This window comes from Actinosynnema pretiosum (assembly GCF_002354875.1).
Classification (GTDB): Bacteria; Actinomycetota; Actinomycetes; order Mycobacteriales; family Pseudonocardiaceae; genus Actinosynnema; species Actinosynnema auranticum.
On record NZ_CP023445.1, the window covers coordinates 5,988,722 to 6,004,077 of the forward strand.

General features: G+C 74.8%; 14 protein-coding genes. 8 read left to right on the plus strand and 6 right to left on the minus strand.

The annotated features are described in order from the left end of the window. Positions 1-164 precede the first annotated feature (164 nt). Together CNX65_RS25355 and CNX65_RS35730 are read left to right on the plus strand one after the other, a co-directional pair. Positions 165-860 (plus strand): LD-carboxypeptidase, encoded by a 696-nt coding sequence (locus CNX65_RS25355; RefSeq protein WP_177154375.1) that lies wholly within the window; start codon positions 165-167, stop codon positions 858-860. Positions 861-1,275: 415 nt separating this feature from the next. Continuing rightward, positions 1,276-1,530 carry a hypothetical protein gene (locus tag CNX65_RS35730; RefSeq protein ID WP_157767855.1) on the plus strand — a complete coding sequence of 85 codons (255 nt, stop codon included), beginning with the start codon at positions 1,276-1,278 and terminating at the stop codon, positions 1,528-1,530. Here the strand turns inward: CNX65_RS35730 and CNX65_RS25360 are convergent. Next, complete coding sequence (locus CNX65_RS25360) at positions 1,505-2,395, minus strand: SDR family oxidoreductase (RefSeq protein WP_096496012.1); 891 nt, start codon at positions 2,393-2,395, stop codon at positions 1,505-1,507. The genes CNX65_RS35730 and CNX65_RS25360 overlap by 26 nt on opposite strands. 69 nt (positions 2,396-2,464) lie before the next feature. Between CNX65_RS25360 and CNX65_RS25365 the strand changes: the two genes are divergently transcribed. Next, positions 2,465-3,058, plus strand: a complete 594-nt coding sequence (locus CNX65_RS25365; RefSeq protein WP_096496013.1) for a TetR/AcrR family transcriptional regulator — start codon at positions 2,465-2,467, stop codon at positions 3,056-3,058. A 29-nt stretch (positions 3,059-3,087) separates the two neighbouring features. Here CNX65_RS25365 and CNX65_RS25370 read toward each other — a convergent pair whose 3' ends face one another. Beyond that, positions 3,088-3,819, minus strand: coding sequence for a dienelactone hydrolase family protein (locus CNX65_RS25370; RefSeq protein ID WP_096497995.1), 732 nt, complete (start codon positions 3,817-3,819; stop codon positions 3,088-3,090). A 246-nt stretch (positions 3,820-4,065) separates the two neighbouring features. Between CNX65_RS25370 and CNX65_RS25380 the strand changes: the two genes are divergently transcribed. From CNX65_RS25380 to CNX65_RS25390, 4 genes are all read left to right on the plus strand, one after another. Beyond that, entirely contained in the window at positions 4,066-4,584 is a 519-nt protein-coding gene (locus tag CNX65_RS25380; RefSeq protein WP_096496015.1) for a hypothetical protein, read from the plus strand. 112 nt (positions 4,585-4,696) lie between these two features. Further along, on the plus strand, positions 4,697-5,212 hold the full coding sequence (locus tag CNX65_RS25385; RefSeq protein ID WP_096496016.1) for a lytic polysaccharide monooxygenase auxiliary activity family 9 protein: 516 nt from the start codon (positions 4,697-4,699) through the stop codon (positions 5,210-5,212). A gap of 436 nt (positions 5,213-5,648) precedes the next feature. Further along, positions 5,649-5,813, plus strand: a complete 165-nt coding sequence (locus tag CNX65_RS35735; protein WP_157767856.1) for a hypothetical protein — start codon at positions 5,649-5,651, stop codon at positions 5,811-5,813. Further along, the gene (locus CNX65_RS25390) at positions 5,813-7,564 is read left to right on the plus strand and encodes an aKG-HExxH-type peptide beta-hydroxylase (protein ID WP_157767857.1); all 1,752 of its coding nucleotides are present in this window, start codon (positions 5,813-5,815) and stop codon (positions 7,562-7,564) included. Before CNX65_RS35735 ends, CNX65_RS25390 begins: the two co-directional genes overlap by 1 nt. Before the next feature lie 612 nt (positions 7,565-8,176). Here the strand turns inward: CNX65_RS25390 and CNX65_RS25395 are convergent. Then, entirely contained in the window at positions 8,177-8,350 is a 174-nt protein-coding gene (locus CNX65_RS25395) for a CsbD family protein (protein ID WP_015803819.1), read from the minus strand. A 285-nt stretch (positions 8,351-8,635) separates the two neighbouring features. On the opposite strand from CNX65_RS25395, the gene CNX65_RS25400 reads away from it, so the two are divergent. Next, positions 8,636-9,127, plus strand: a complete 492-nt coding sequence (locus tag CNX65_RS25400) for an ANTAR domain-containing protein (protein ID WP_015803820.1) — start codon at positions 8,636-8,638, stop codon at positions 9,125-9,127. Here CNX65_RS25400 and treZ read toward each other — a convergent pair. The 3 genes from treZ to glgX form a co-directional block, all read right to left on the minus strand. Then, positions 9,076-10,968 carry a malto-oligosyltrehalose trehalohydrolase gene (gene treZ, locus CNX65_RS25405; RefSeq protein ID WP_096496018.1) on the minus strand — a complete coding sequence of 631 codons (1,893 nt, stop codon included), beginning with the start codon at positions 10,966-10,968 and terminating at the stop codon, positions 9,076-9,078. The two genes, CNX65_RS25400 and treZ, sit on opposite strands and share 52 nt — an antisense overlap. After that, positions 10,965-13,076 (minus strand): malto-oligosyltrehalose synthase, encoded by a 2,112-nt coding sequence (treY, locus tag CNX65_RS25410; protein WP_232520196.1) that lies wholly within the window; start codon positions 13,074-13,076, stop codon positions 10,965-10,967. The genes treZ and treY overlap by 4 nt, the downstream gene beginning before the upstream one ends. A gap of 134 nt (positions 13,077-13,210) precedes the next feature. Continuing rightward, positions 13,211-15,337, minus strand: coding sequence for a glycogen debranching protein GlgX (gene glgX, locus CNX65_RS25415; protein ID WP_096496020.1), 2,127 nt, complete (start codon positions 15,335-15,337; stop codon positions 13,211-13,213). Between the last annotated feature and the right edge of the window lie 19 nt (positions 15,338-15,356).

The following is a 15,356-nucleotide window of genomic DNA, read 5'->3' on the forward strand; positions in this document are numbered from 1 at the left end:
GTGCCCACCACCCCGATCCCCCCGCGCCTGGCCGAGGGGTCTGACCGGTCGAACGCGGCCCGGAGCGCGTCCCCCGATGCCCCCGCGCCTGGCCGAGGGCGACCGCGTCCGCCTGGCCTCCCCGCCCAGCCGCCCGAGCGAGGAGCTGCTCGCGGAGTCCGCGCGTGCTGGAGTCCCTGGGCCTGGTCCCGGAGATCGGCGCGCACGCGCTGGACCGCCGGGGCTTCCTCGCGGGCCGCGACGAGGACCGCGCGGCCGACCTGAACGAGGCGTACCGGGACCCCGGCGTGCGCGCCGTGTTCGCCACGCGGGGCGGCGCGGGCGCGTACCGGATCGTCGACCTGGTCGACCAGGACACCGTGCGCGCGGACCCGAAACCGCTGGTGGGGTTCAGCGACATCACCGCGCTGCGCCTGGCGCTGCGGCGGAACTGCCGGATCGCGGGCGTGCACGGCTTCCTGTCCGGCGCGCGCTCCGCCGAGCCCACCCGCGCCCTGCTGACGCGCTCGGACTCGGTCCTGCGCCGGGACCCGGCGGCGCTGACGGCGGCGGTCGGCTGCCCCGGCGCCGCCTCGGGACCGGCGCTGGGCGGGCACCGGGGCGCGGTGGCAGGCGCGGCGGCGGGCGCGGCGGGCGCGGGCCTTCCACCGCTGGGCGGGCACCGGGGCGCGGTGGCAGGCGCGGCGGCGGGCGCGGCGGGCGCGGGCCTTCCACCGCTGGACGGGCACCGGGGCGCGGTGGCAGGCGCGGCGGCGGGCGCGGCGAGCGCGGGCCTTCCGCCGCTGGACGGCGCGATCCGGTTCCTGGAGGCCCCGTGCGGCATCGGGCTGGGGCAGGTCGACCGGCAGCTCACCCGCTGATGCGCTCCGGCGCGCGGCGCAGCGCGCGAGGCGGGGGCGGGGCGGAGTGCTGCGCGGCGCGGCGTGCGCAGCGTGGCGGGGGCGCTGCGCGGCGCAGCGTGCGAGGCGGGGGCGGGGCGCTGCGCAGCGTGGCGGGGGCGGGGGCGGGGGCGCTGCGCAGCGTGGCGGGGGCGGGGGCGCTGCGCAGCGCAGCGTGCGGGGCGGCGCGCGGCGCTGCGCGGCGTGCGGGGCGGCGCGCGGCGCTGCGCGGCGTGCGGGGCGGGGCGCGGCGTGCGGGGCTGGCGGGGGCGGGGCGCGGCGTGCGGGGCTGGCGGGGGCGGGGCGCGGCGTGCGGGGCTGGCGGGGGCGGGGCGCGGCGTGCGGGGCTGGCGGGGGCGGGGCGCGGCGTGCGGGGCTGGCGGGGGCGGGGCGCGGCGTGCGGGGCTGGCGGGGGCGGGGCGCGGCGTGCGGGGCGGGGCGCTGGGCCGGTTCCCCGGCTTCGAGGACCGCGAGGACCGGGGCTGGACCGTGCTCGACGTGCTGCGCGACCGGCCTGGGCGCGCTGTCCGTCCCGGTTCCGGGCGGCGTGGACGTGGGCCACGGCGACACCCCGCTGTCCCTGGCGCTGGGCCCGGCGGGTCACCTGGGCGTGGCGGCGGACGCCCTCACGACGGAACCCGCGCCCCGGTGACGGCGGGGAAGTAGGGCCGCAGGCTGGCGGCGGCCACCCGGTCGAGGAGCCGGTCCGGCAGCACCCGCGCCAACCTGGTCAGCACGGCCGCGTCGAGCCCGGCGGCGTACCGGGTGCGGGGGTTGCGCGCCGTGACCGCCTTGGCCACCACCGAGGCCGCCCGCTCGGACGAGATCCCCCGTTCGAGGTGCGCGGCGGTGTGCGCGGTGACCGCGTCGACCAGCGGTCCGTACCGGCCGCGCAGCTCGTCGGACATGTCCGAGGCCCGGCGCCGGGTGGTGGCGATCCCCCGGTCGCCCATCCGGGTGCGCACCCCGCCGGGCTCCACGACCACCACCCGCACCCCGTGCGGCGCGAGCTCGCGGCGGAGGGCGTCGCTGACGGCCTCCAGCGCGAACTTGGTCCCCGCGTACGGCCCGTAGGTGGCCATGGCGACCCGGCCGCCGACCGAGCTGATGTTGACGATCCGGCCGCCGGGACCACCGCCGACGCCGTCGCGCAGCAACGCGGGCAGCACCGCCTGGGTGACGGCGACGTGGCCGAACAGGTTGACCTCGAACAGGTCCCGCCACGCGTCGAGCGGCAGCGCCTCCACGGGCGCGTTGACGGACACGGCGGCGTTGTTGACCAGCGCCCGCAGCCCGCGCCCGCCGATCCGGTCGACGAGCGCGGCGACCTGCTCCGGCCGGGTGATGTCGAGCAGCACCGGTTCGACGCCGGACCCGCGCAGCGCGTCGCCGTCCCGCTCGCGGCGGACCCCGGCGAGCACGTGGAACCCCCGCCCGGCCAGCTCGCGGGCGGTGGCGGCGCCGATCCCGGTGGACGCGCCCGTCACGACGGCGAGCGGGCGATCACCGGACGACATTTCAGATGACGTTGTCACCCGACTGACGGTAGCCAAATCGGATGACAGCGTCAACTGTATGCTCGGGCCATGGTCACCCGAGCCGAATCGGCGGCTGCGACACGACGCGCCCTGCTGGACGCGGCGGCGGGCCTGCTGGCCGAGGGCGGCCCGGAGGCGGTCACCCTGCGCGAGGTGGGCGCCAGAGCGGGCGTCACCCGAGGGGCGCCCTACCGCCACTTCCCGGACAAGGACAGCCTGCTGTCCACGATCGCCGCCGAGGCCCTGGACCGCCTGGCCGCCAAGGCGGGCGCGGTGCGCGCGGGCGGCGAGGGCACCCCCGCGACCAGGCTAACCGGCGCGCTGGGCGTCCTGATGTCCACGGGCCGCAACCACCCGCACCTCTACCGGCTGATGTTCGCCCATCCATCAGGTGACCGAGCCGCGATCGAGGCGGCCACGGGCGCGGCGGCCCGCGCGGAGGCGGAGTTCCTGGCCGCCGTCGCCGACCTGGTCGGCCCGGCCAAGGCCCCCCGCTTCGCGGGATTGCTGCTGACCAGCGCGCACGGCATCACCACCATGGAGGCCAACGGCGACCCGTCCGAGGCCAAGTGGGGCGCGACGGCCGAGGAACTGGTCGCGACCCTGGTGGCCATGGTCGAGCGCCAGGCGCGGGAGGGGTGAGGGCCGGGGGCGCGCCCCCGGCCCCGCGCTCACGCCAGGTGCCGCCGGAAGAACCGGTCGGCGTCGTCCCCCTCGAACGCCGGGACGCCGGTGTGCCCGCCCGTGTTGGCGTGCAACGTCTTCTCGGCGGACCCGAACGCGTCGAACAGGTCGAGCGCCATCCCCCGGTCGTTCCACCGGTCGTCCCACTGGAGCAGGACGAGCAGCGGGATCGACACCCGCCGGGCCTCCTCGGTGGTGCTCCGGGGCACGTAGCTGCCCGCGAACAGCACCGAGGCCACGATCCGGGGCTCGACGGCCGCCAACCGCACCCCGATCGAGATCACCCCACCGGAGTACCCGACCGGTCCGCCGATCCCCGGCAGCGCGAGCAGCCCGTCCAGGAGCCCCCGCCACTCGGGAACCGCCCGCTCGACCAGCGGCAGGACGAGCCGGTCGACGACGTCGCCCCCCACCGCCTCCCCCGCCTCCAGGGCCCGCCGCAGGTCGGCGCGGGCCTGGTCGACGTCGGGCAGCCGGGGCCGGTCGCCCGCGCCGGGCAGTTCGAGGGTCGCCGCGGCGAAGCCGGACGCGACGCACCGCCGGGCTCGCTCCAGCAGCCGGGGCCGCATCCCGGCGAGCCCACCGGGGTGGCCGAGCAGGATCAGCGGGGCGGCGCCCGAGGCGTTCTCGGCCGTCCACAGGACGCCGGGAACGCCGTCGAGCGCGAAGGGGCGTTCGAGCACTCCGCCGTCGAGGCGCTGCTCGGAAGTGAACTGGATCATGGTCGTGCCTTTCGGGAGAGCTGGTGAACGGCGCTCCCGGACGACCTACCGCCCGACCGCGACCCCTGAGGGGAGCACCCACGTCACAGCGTTCACGGGTACCACCTCCTCGGCTCGCAGCACGGTCGACGGGAAGGTAGCAGAACCGCGCGGGAGGGCGACGTGGCCCCGCGCCGTGCCGCACGAGCCCGCCGCAGGCGGAATCCGGCTGCGACCGCGTCGCGGACCGGCCACCACGGCGGCATGTCGGATCTTCGCTGGGACGAGGTCAGGAGCTTCTTCGACCCCGAGCTGATGGGGGCGCTCCCCGACGTGTTCGTCCCGGACACGTCGGCGGAGGACTGGCAGGCGGTGTTCGACCTGGTCGAGGCGCGTGGTTGGCGGTGGGAGCTCGTCCAGGGCGGCGCAGCCGCGCCGCTGGCCCCGGCCGCCGAGGCGCTGGCACGCCCGGCGGGCGCCGAGGTGGTGGAGCTGAGGGTCCACCCGGCTCCAGGGGTGCTGGTGATCTTCCGCCCCAGGTCGGCCGAGAAGATCGATTTCGACGTCGACCTGCGGGAGCTGCGAGGTCAGGACGGCGTCGACGTCCTCTGCGGGTTCCTCGGCGAGATCGGGCGGGAGCTGGGCAAGCCGGTGCGCACGACGTCGGAGGGCGGGAGCGAGGCCCACCCGGTCCTCGGGTTCGACCCAGGGCTCGACCGAGTGGTGCTGCTGACTGATCCGAGTGACCGTTGTCACCACGCGGTCACGCAGAGTATGGTCTAGACCGGCCGCCGCATTGGTGAACGACCGAGCCAATGCGGTTCTCTCCTCGCACCGCACGCTGCCAGGTCGGCGTTCGCCTCACCGCGTACCGCCCGTCCGATGGGAGCCGACCATGCAACTCCGCCGAAGGATCGCGGCACTGGCCACCGGGGCGCTCGTCGCGCCGCTGGCCGTCGTGGCGCTGCCGAGCGCCCAGGCGTTCGCGCACGGCTACATCTCGTCCCCTCCGAGCAGGCAGGCGCAGTGCGCCCAGAACACGGTGTCCTGCGGCGACATCAAGTGGGAGCCGCAGAGCGTGGAAGGGCCCAAGGGCCTGCGCAGCTGCAACGGCGGGGTCTCGCGCTTCGCCGAGCTGAACGACAACAACAAGGGGTGGAGGGCCACCTCCACCGGCCGGACGGTGACGTTCAACTGGACCTTCACCGCCCGCCACCGCACCTCCAACTACGAGTACTACGTCAACGGCTCCAGGGTCGCGGTCGTCGACGGCGGCAACCAGATCCCCGGCGCCGTGGTGACGCACTCGGTCACCCTGCCGTCCAGCGGCAGGCAGACCGTGCTGGCCATCTGGAACATCGGTGACACCACGAACGCGTTCTACTCCTGCGTGGACGTGACCGCGGGCTGACCCGGCCCCCGCCGCACCGGTCCACCGCGCAGGTCCGACGCGCGAACGAGCGCCCCGTCCGAGCACCGGACGGGGCGCTCCGCGTTTATTCCAAATAATTCCCGATGGATTCACGGGGCAGCGCGGAGCGCACTTCCCACGAAAGGGTGAGAGTTCCGTCACAAAAACGGAACACCATCGCCGGTTGCGGCGATCACTCATTACACCTAACAACGCGGCAAAACCGCACAGCAGGGCCAAACCGCCAGGTAGACCCCGCCCCGCCTCACTCCATCAGATTAATCACGAATGGATGAACCAGGCGGCCGTCAACCCCACTGCAACTCGGCGAGAGGTTTCCCCTGCCCCCGCTCCGTGCCATACGGTGACCAAAACCCGACACCACGAAGCGACCCCGAGCACCGGCCAAGAATAAACGAGAATAAAACCAGGGACCATGCAGAAACAACCCCACGCGGAACTGCCACCCGACCTCGCCGGAACCCCGCTGCGGGAACTCGGCGACCCCGGCGGCGACGTGGTCGAGCGGCTGGCGGCGGGCGTGCTCGCCAGGGTGCGCTCCACCGCGCCGCAGGACCTCGTCCACGAGCGGTGCGACTGATGCCCGCGGCCACCGCGACCCCCGACACCCGCGCGCAGCTGTGCTCCGCCGTCCTCGCGGGCCCCGCCGACCGCCGCGCGCCGCAGGCCCTGCGCGACCGCGCGCTGGCCGAGCGCAAGGAGCACCTGCTCGTCCTGCGCCACGCGCTCGCCACCTCCGCCCCCTCGGGCTTCCCCGCCGGGTGCGCCGACCGCGCCTGGCACGTCCTGGTCGCCGCCGACGACGCCGACCCAGGGGCCACCGCCGACGTCCTGCTGTCCCCCCCGGTCGGCCTGTGGCTGGTCAGGGCGCTGCGCAGGCTGGCGCTGGGCCTGACCTCCGGCCCCCGCGCGCGCCCCGACCTCGGCGCGCTGAGCGCGGTGGCCGCCGCCGCGGCGCTGCGCGCGGGCGTGCCGTTCCAGCTCGACGTCCCCGTCGCGCACGGCGTCGTCACCCTGCCCACGGTCGGCTGGTTCACCCTGCCGCCGGGCCCCGCCGACCGGAACCCGACCCACCTGCCGCTGCGCCACGACGGCGGCCGGTTCGCGCTCGACACCCCGGCGGGCGCGCCCGAGGCCGCCTTCCGGCGGGTGGACGCGCACCGCTGCGCCACCGGCGGGCGCCCGCTGACCGCCGTGCTGGAGGACGTCGACCCGCACCGCGCGTTCACCGACCCGGTCCCGCCCGCTCCGCTGGACGAGCGCGGCCGGGCCCGCTGGACCGGGCTGCTCGACCGGGCGTGGGAGCTGCTGGAGCGCTGCGCGCCCGACCACGCGGCCGAGCTGGCGGGCGGTCCGCTCACCCTCGTGCCGCCCACCGGCGCCGAGCACGACGGGTCCTCCTCCGCCGCCGCGTTCGGGGCCGTCGCGCTGCCGGAGACCACGACCGCGACCGGGCTGGCGGAGCTGCTGGTGCGCGAGCGGCAGCACGGCAAGCTCAGCGCGCTCGCGGGCGTGGTGCGGCTGCACGAGGCCGACGCGACGCCGCGCTTCCACGTCCCGTGGCGCGACGACCCGAGGCCGCTCGGCGCGGTGCTGCACGGGATCTACGCGCTGACCGGGGTCGCCGAGCTGTGGCACGGGCTGCGCGCCGGGCTGCCCGCCGAGCAGCGGGCGGACGCCGAGTACGCGTTCGCGCTGCGCAGGGCGCAGGTCCGCGTCGCCGTGGCGAACGTGCTGGGCGAGCCCGCGCTGACCGCCGAGGGCCGCGCGCTGCTGGCCGCCTCGGCGCACCGGCTGGACGCGTGCGCCGACCAGCCGTCCGTGGAGGTGGTGCGGGCGGTGGACCGGGTGGTGGCGGAGCAACTGGTGCTGTGGCGGATCAGGCACGTGCGCCCGTACCCGGCGGACGTGTCCTGCCTGACCGGCGCGTGGCTGGAACGCCGCCCGAAGCCGTTCCGGTTGCAGGTGCGGACCGAAGTTCACCCGACCGGGGCGGATCTGCCGGAGGTCGACCCGTCCGGGGTGGGCCGCGCGCCCGCGCGGGCCGCGCTGCTGCGCGCGCTCGCGACCGGGCGGGGGATGCCGGTGGCGGACGAGGTCGACGCGGCCTGCGCGCGCGGCGACGTCCGCACGGCCGTGGCCGGGTACCGCAAGCGCTTGCTGGCCGAGCCGGACGACCTCCAGGCGTGGGCCGGGTTGGCGCTGGCGTCCCGCCGGGAGGCGCTGCTCACCGTGCCGGAGGTGGTCAGGGCGGTGCACGCGGACGCGCTGGCCCGCACCGGGACCCCGCCGGACCCGCTGCTGCTGGCCGACTGGGTCGGCGAGCGCTGACGGGCGCGCTGACCGGGACGCCCGCGGGGCCCCGCGCCGGATGTCGCAGGTGCCGGGAGTCCTGGCGCGCCAAGCGCTTCCGCCCCCGCTACGCCTCCTCCGCCACCCCCGCAACGTCTCGCACCTCACGCGGATTTTTGTTTGCGCGTCCCCGTCGCCCGGCATAACGTTCGAGTACACGAGGAAGGAGGTGGTCCCAAGTTGTGTAGCTATAGGACTCGTCGTGAGGTGGCTGTCCGCTAGGACCCGGCCTGATCTCGGCTGAGCCTGGCGAATACCAGGCAGCCACCCGCCCCCGACAGCTCCGAGCCAGTCCACTCGGCCCGCGCACCGGCTCCACGCGCGGGAAGCGGCACCGGGGTCGTCTCTTCCCCGGCCCGGAAGGCCTGGAAGGAAACACGCAGGGCCGCCCGCACCCGACTGATCGGGGATGGGCGGCCCTGTGGTGTTCCGGGCGCGCGGCAGCACGCCGCGCAGTGCCGAACGTGTGCCCTCGCGGGCGGCAGCACGGGTGGAACGTCCCACCCGGACCGGTCGTCGGCGCGTCCCGCGCCCTCCACGACCGGTGATCGCACCTCGGTTCCGAGGAGCAGGCCCGACGCGTCGCGAGGACTACTTGCGGAACGCGTCCTTGACCTTCTCGATGCCCTGCTTCAGGGCGCCGGACGCGCGCTCCGCGCGGCCCTCGGCCTGCCACTGCTCGTTGCCGGTGGCCTCGCCCACGCCCTCCTTGGCACGGCCCTTCAGCTCCTCGGCCTTGTTGCTCGCCTTGTCGTCGATCCCCATGACCGGTCCTTTCAGTGGAGTCCGCTGTGCTCTCACTGACTACCCCCGCGACACCGGGCGGAAACCGGGACCTCAGGTGCACACCACGACCAGGGCTCGACTACGGTGATCGTCCTACGCGGTTGAAAAGCCAGCCGCAAGCCACCGGGTGTCCAAACAAGGGCGCCAGGGTCAGCGAGGGAACTCGTGCTGTGGGCTTGCCGGAGCTGGCTCGTCGCCGCGCGTCCGTCCCCTCGCACCGCTGGCAGGCGCTGACCAGTTCCGACGTGCGAGAGGAGCCCGACCGTGGTCGGGGACATGGGCCAGGACGATTCGCTGACCGCGCGGATCGCCAGCCTCGAAGCCGAGGTGAGGGGATTGCGCAACGCGGTGCAGACGCGCACCGTGATCGGGCAGGCGACCGGACTCATCGCGGCGGTGCAGGGGTGCACCCCGCAACAGGGGTTCCAGCTGCTGGTCCGCATGTCGCAGCACCACAACGTCAAGCTGCACACCATCGCCGTGAAGCTGATAGACCTCGCGGCCGAGCTCGGGCCGCACCGCGCGGTGCGCGCGGTGCAGGTGTCCGAGGAGCAGAACGGCGTGCCGACCCCCGTCGACTGGCCGGGGGCCGACGTGGTGCAGGCGGCGCGGCAGCTCGTGGCCGCCTACGACGCGGCTACGGCGTCGAGCGGCCACGAGCCCGAAGCGCGAAGACAGCTGACCGACCAGGTGAACCTGGCCGGTCAGCTCCTCGCCGAGCGGCTCACCGAGGTCGGCTGGCTCCCTGGGAGCTGAACGACCGCGAACGTCTCCGCGGGCAGGCTGAGCACCTGTCCCGCCACCTCCGCCTCACCCGAGGCGAGCAGGACGGCGACGGGCGCGACGCCGAGGTCGACCTCGGCGTCGCGGGCCCCCGGACCGGGGGCTCCCGCGTCGGCAGCGCCCGGCCGTGACCCGCCCGGCCGGGCGAGGGCGCCGTCGGCGCCGCCCGCCGCACCAGCCCCGACAGCCGCACCGGCGGCGCCGCCGACCGCGCCCTCACCACTGGGAACGCCACCGGCGGGCGCGAGGTTGCACAGCAGCCGCAGATCACCCCGGTGGAGCACCAGCACCGACCCGCGCTGCTCGACGCGGAACCGGTCCAGCCTCGGATCGGCCAGCTCCGGGTGCTCGCGCCGCAGCCGGATCAGGGCCCGGTGCAGCTCCAGCACCCGCGCGTGCTCGGGCCGCGAGACCTCGGCCCAGTCCAGCTTGGACGCCTCGACGGTGGCCGGGTCGACCGGGTCGGGCACGTCCGACTCGCCCCACCCGTGCCGGGCGAACTCGCGCCGCCGCCCGGTCCGGACCGCCTCCGCGAGCTGGGGGTCCGGGAACGAGGCGAAGAACCGCCACGGGGTGCGCGCGCCCCACTCCTCCCCCATGAACAGCATCGGCGTGTACGGGGAGCACAGCACGATCGCCGCCCCGATCGCCAGCCGCTCGGGCGACACGGTCGCGGTCAGCCGGTCGCCGGTGGCCCGGTTGCCGATCTGGTCGTGGTTCTGCAGGTAGGCGAGGAACCGGTAGCCGGGCAGCCGCTCGCGGTCCACCGGCCTGCCGTGCGCGCGCCCCCGGAACGACGACCACGTGCCGTCGTGCAGGAACACCCGCTCCAGCGTGGTCGCCAGCTTCCCCTCGAAGTCCGGGTAGTAGCCGAACGTCTCGCCGGACAGGGCGACGTGCAGCGCGTGGTGCAGGTCGTCGGCCCACTGGGCGTGCAGCCCGTAGCCGCCGCCCTCGCGCGCGGTGACCAGCCGGGCGTCGTTGAGGTCCGACTCGGCGATGAGGGTGAGCGGGCGGCCGAGCGCGGTGGAGAGCGCGTCGACCTCGCGGGCCAGCTGCTCCAGCAGGTGCGTGGCGGACCGGTCGAGCAGGGCGTGCACGGCGTCGAGCCGCAGCCCGTCGACGTGGAAGTCCCGCAGCCAGCCGAGCGCGTTGTCGACGACGTACCGCCGCACCTCGTCGGAGCCGGGGCCGTCCAGGTTGAGGCCGGGGCCCCACTCGTTGCTGCCCGCGAAGTACGGCCCGAACCGGTCCAGGTACGCGCCGGACGGCCCGAGGTGGTTGTAGACGACGTCCAGCAGCACGGCCAGGCCGCGCGCGTGGCAGGCGTCCACGAACCGCTTGAACCCGTCCGGCCCGCCGTAGGGCTCGTGCACCGCGCCCCACAGCACGCCGTCGTAGCCCCAGCCGGACGGCCCGTCGAAGGAGTTGACCGGCAGCACCTCGACGTGGGTGATCCCCAGGTCGGCGAGGTGGTCCAGCCGCTCGACCGCGGAGTCGAAGGTGCCGCCGGGGGTGAACGTGCCGACGTGCAGCTCGTAGACCACCGCGCCGGGCAGCGCCCGCCCGGTCCACCTCTGGTCCGTCCAGGCGAACTCGTCGTGGTCGTAGGCGCGGGAGGGCCCGTGCACCCCGTCCGGCTGGCGCAGCGAGCGCGGGTCCGGGAGGGCGTCGCCGTCGAGCACGAACGCGTAGTCGGTCCCGCTGGCGTCGCTGTACCACCAGCCGCCGCCGACGGGGGTCATGTCGTGGTCCTGGCCGTCGACCCGGACGACGACGCCGTCCCGGTCGGGGGCCCACACGGAGAAGGTCACCGGTCTCCTCGCACGAGCAGGGCGACGGGGTAGCGGTCGAGCAGGTCGGCCAGCGCGGGCGCGGAGCCGGTCACCACGCGGCCGGTGAGCACGTCGGTCCACTCGCCCGGCGGCAGCGGCAGGACGGTGCTCCCCCAGCCGCCCGCGCGGGCCAGGCCCACCGGGAGCCGGGTCGCGACGGTGATCAGCCCGGTGCGCTCGAAGGCGAGCGCGTGCGCCGAGGCGGGTCCGGCGGCGGGCACCGGCCGGTAGCCGCGGAACAGCTCGGGCCGCTGCCCGCGCAGCCGCAGCGCGCGCGAGGTGACCAGGAGCTTGGCCGCGCCGGAGTCGTCGACGTCGGGCAGCCAGCCGGAGTCGATGCGCTCCAGCAGGGCGCGGCGGGGCGCGTAGTCCACCGGCCTCCGGTTGTCCGGGTCGACCAGGGACAGGTCCCACAGCTCGGTGCCCTGGTACACGTCGGGCACGCCCGGCGCGGTGAGCTGCACGAGCTTCTGGCCGAGCGCGTTGGACCAGCCCGCGGCCACGATGCCGTCCACGAACTCGGCGACCTCGCCCGCCGTGTCCGAGCCGAGCACGGCGGCGGGCCAGGCGTCGACGGCGGCCTCGAACTCCTCGTCGTGGTCGACCCAGGTGGTGCGGACCTTGGACTCCTTGGCCGCCTTCTCCAGGTAGGCGCGCATCCGGTCGGCGGTGACCGGCCAGGCGCCCACCAGCGACTGCCAGGCCAGCGCGTTGAGGCTGGGCTCGTCGATGGGGTGCGCGGCGCTCCACCGGCGGACGGCGGCGGCGAACTCGTCGGGCACCTCGGCGAGCACGGCGAGCCGGGCCCGCACGTCCTCGGAGCGCTTGGTGTCGTGCGTGGACAGCGCCGTCATGGTGTCCGGGGAGCCGGACTCGCGGGCGGCGGCCCTGCGGTGGAACTCCTCGGGGGTGACGCCGAACCGGTCGGGCGCGCCGCCGACCTCGTTGAGGGCCACGAACCGGGTGAACCGGTAGAACGCGGTGTCCTCGGTGCCCTTGGCGACGACCATGCCGGAGGTCTGCTGGATGCGGGTGGCCAGCTCGCCGGTCGGGTCGGCGCGCACGGCGGCGTCGAGCGCCTCGGCGGCCGGGCCGCCCGCGCGGCGCACGGCGGTGGCCCAGTCCTGCTCGCCCTCGGGCAGGTAGGAGCGGTACACCGGGAACGCGGCCATGACGGCGGCGACGGCCTCGCGGGCCTGCTCGGCGCCCACGCCCTCGGGGAGGGAGGGTTCGAGCAGCGCGGCGATCCGGCGCACCTCGGCGCTCAGGATCGTGGACGCGACCAGCGCCCGGCACTCGTGCTCGACGGCGGCGAAGTCGGTGGGCACGCCCAGCTCGACCGCGAGGTCGGTGAACGGCCCCTCCCCCGCCGGGTCGACGAACAGCCCGCACACCTCGCGCAGCGCGTCGTAGCCGGTGGTGCCCGCGACGGGCCAGCTGACCGGCAGCGACTCGTCGGGGCCGAGGATCTTCTCCACGACGACCCACGCGCCGCTGCGCGCGGCCAGGTCGCGGGCGTACCCGCCGGGGTCGGCGAGGCCGTCCGGGTGGTCGACGCGCAGGCCGGTGACGTCGCCCTCGGCGACCCAGCGCAGCACCTCGCCGTGGGTGGCCTCGAACACCTCGGGGTCCTCGACGCGGACGGCCGCGAGGGTCGTGATGTCGAAGAACCGGCGGTAGTTGAGCTCGGCGTTGCCGCGCCGCCAGAACGCGAGCCGGTAGTGCTCGTGCTCCTCCTCGGACCCCTCGTCGCCCGCGAACGGCAGCAGCAGCGTGCCGTCGGACCAGTCGATGTCGAAGTAGCGGGCGTACGGGGAGCCCTGGCCCTTCTCCATGACGTCGGTCCACCAGGCGTTGACCGGGGTGGAGTCGACGGCCATGTGGTTGGGCACGATGTCGACCACGAACCCGAGGCCCGCGGCGCGCACGGCCTTGGCCAGCGACGCCCGGCCCTGCTCGCCGCCGAAGTCGGCGCGGGCGCGGGCGGGGTCGGTGACGTCGTAGCCGTGCGTGGAGCCGGGGACGGCCTCCAGCAGCGGGGACGCGTAGAGGGCTCCCGCGCCGAGGGCGCCGAGGTAGTCGAGCACGGCCTCGGCGTCGGCGAAGGTGAAGTCGGGGGTGAACTGGAGCCGGTAGGTGGAGCTGGGCGGCTGCGGGCGGGCCGCCCCGGCCGTGGTGGCCGGGGCGGTCGCGGGAGCGGCAGTCGCGCGGTCGGGCGCGGTCACTCGGCCCCCATCCGCTGGAGCACGACGACCGAGCGCGCGGTGGCGGTGACGCTGCCGCCCGCCGGGATCGTGGGCTCGTCCTGCGGGAACGCGGCGATCTCGCCGGTCGCGGTGTCGATGACCACGGCCCACTCCGGGCCGTAGCCCTCGCCGGGCAGGGTGATCTCGATGTCCTCGTGGTGGGCGTTGAAGACCACCAGGAACGAGTCGTCCTCGACCTTCATGCCGCGCTGGTCGAGGTCCGGGATGCCCTTGCCGTTGAGGAACACCGAGACGCAGCGGCCGAAGCCGTCCTCCCAGTTCTGCTCGGTCATCTCCTCGCCCGCCGGGGTGAACCACGCGATGTCGCGCAGCTCCTCGCCCTTGCGGATGGGCCTGCCCTGGAAGAAGCGCCTGCGCCGGAACACCGGGTGCTTCTTGCGGAAGTCGGTCAGGCCCGAGGTGAAGTCGAGCAGCGGCTGGTTCTTCTCCAGCAGCGTCCAGTCGACCCAGGACAGCTCGTTGTCCTGGCAGTAGGCGTTGTTGTTGCCCTGCTGGGTGCGGCCGAGCTCGTCGCCGTGCAGCAGCATCGGCACGCCCTGGGACAGCAGCAGCGTGGTGAGCAGGTTGCGCCGCTGACGCTCGCGCAGCTCGTTGACCTCGGGGTCGTCGGTGGGGCCCTCCACGCCGCAGTTCCACGAGCGGTTGTCGTCCGCGCCGTCGCGGCCGTCCTCGCCGTTGGCCAGGTTGTGCTTGTCGTTGTACGAGACGAGGTCGGTGAGGGTGAAGCCGTCGTGCGCGGTGACGAAGTTGATCGACGCGTACGGCCTGCGCCCGTCCTCCTTGTACAGGTCGGAGGAGCCGGTGAAGCGGGAGGCGAACTCGCCGAGCGTGGCGGGCTCGCCGCGCCAGAAGTCGCGGGCGGTGTCGCGGTACTTGCCGTTCCACTCGGTCCACAGCGGCGGGAAGTTGCCGACCTGGTAGCCGCCGGGGCCGACGTCCCACGGCTCGGCGATGAGCTTGACCTGGCTGACCACCGGGTCCTGCTGCACCAGGTCGAAGAACGTCGACAGCCGGTCCACGTCGTAGAACTCGCGGGCCAGGGTGGCGGCGAGGTCGAAGCGGAAGCCGTCGACGTGCATCTCGGTGACCCAGTAGCGCAGCGAGTCCATGATCAGCTGCAGCGTGTGCGGGCTGCGCACGTTCATGGAGTTGCCGGTGCCGGTGTAGTCCATGTAGTACTTCGGCTCGTCCTCGACCAGGCGGTAGTAGGCCTGGTTGTCGATGCCGCGCATGGACAGGGTCGGCCCGAGGTGGTTGCCCTCGGCGGTGTGGTTGTAGACCACGTCGAGGATGACCTCGATGCCCGCCTCGTGCAGCGCCCTGACCATGCCCTTGAACTCCTGGACCTGGCCCGCGTCGTGCCCGAGCGCGGAGTAGCCGTCGTGCGGGGCGAAGAACCCGATCGTGTTGTAGCCCCAGTAGTTGCGCAGGTCCTTCTCGACCAGGCCGTGGTCGGTGACGAACTGGTGCACCGGCATCAGCTCGATGGCGTTGACGCCGAGCTTCTTCAGGTGGTCGATGACCACCGGGTGCGCCAGGCCCGCGTAGGTGCCGCGCAGCCGCTCGGGGACCTCCGGGTGCCGCATGGTCAGGCCCCGGACGTGCGCCTCGTAGATGACGGTCTCGTTGTAGGGGATCTTCGGCGGGCGGTCGTTGGCCCAGTCGAAGAACGGGTTGACCACGACCGACAGCGGCACGTGGCCCGCCGAGTCCTGGTCGTTGCGGGCGTCGGGGTCGCCGAAGGGGTAGCCGAACAGCGACTCGTGCCACTTCACCTCGCCGTCGATGGCCTTGGCGTAGGGGTCGATGAGGAGCTTGTTCGGGTTGCAGCGCAGGCCCTGCTCGGGCTGGTGCGGGCCGTGCACGCGGTAGCCGTAGCGCTGGCCGGGGCCGATGCCGAGCAGGTAGCCGTGGTGGACGAAGCCGTCGACCTCGGGGAGCCTGACGCGCTCCTCGTTGCCCTCGTCGTCGAACAGGCACAGCTCGACCCATTCGCCTGCCTCGGAGAACAGGGTGAAGTTGGTGCCGACGCCGTCGTACGTGGCGCCGAGCGGGTAGGGCGTTCCAGGCCAGGGCCGCAACGGTGCTCCTAGAGGTGCA

Excerpts from the sequence above, each read along its gene's own strand:
- CNX65_RS25390 (WP_157767857.1), top strand. The coding sequence starts at position 5,813 with ATGCCCGCGGCCACCGCGACCCCCGACACCCGCGCGCAGCTGTGCTCC.
- CNX65_RS25360 (WP_096496012.1), bottom strand. The coding sequence starts at position 2,395 with ATGTCGTCCGGTGATCGCCCGCTCGCCGTCGTGACGGGCGCGTCCACC.
- CNX65_RS25365 (WP_096496013.1), top strand. The coding sequence starts at position 2,465 with ATGGTCACCCGAGCCGAATCGGCGGCTGCGACACGACGCGCCCTGCTG.
- CNX65_RS35735 (WP_157767856.1), top strand. The coding sequence starts at position 5,649 with ATGCAGAAACAACCCCACGCGGAACTGCCACCCGACCTCGCCGGAACC.
- CNX65_RS25385 (WP_096496016.1), top strand. The coding sequence starts at position 4,697 with ATGCAACTCCGCCGAAGGATCGCGGCACTGGCCACCGGGGCGCTCGTC.
- CNX65_RS25395 (WP_015803819.1), bottom strand. The coding sequence starts at position 8,350 with ATGGGGATCGACGACAAGGCGAGCAACAAGGCCGAGGAGCTGAAGGGC.
- CNX65_RS25380 (WP_096496015.1), top strand. The coding sequence starts at position 4,066 with ATGTCGGATCTTCGCTGGGACGAGGTCAGGAGCTTCTTCGACCCCGAG.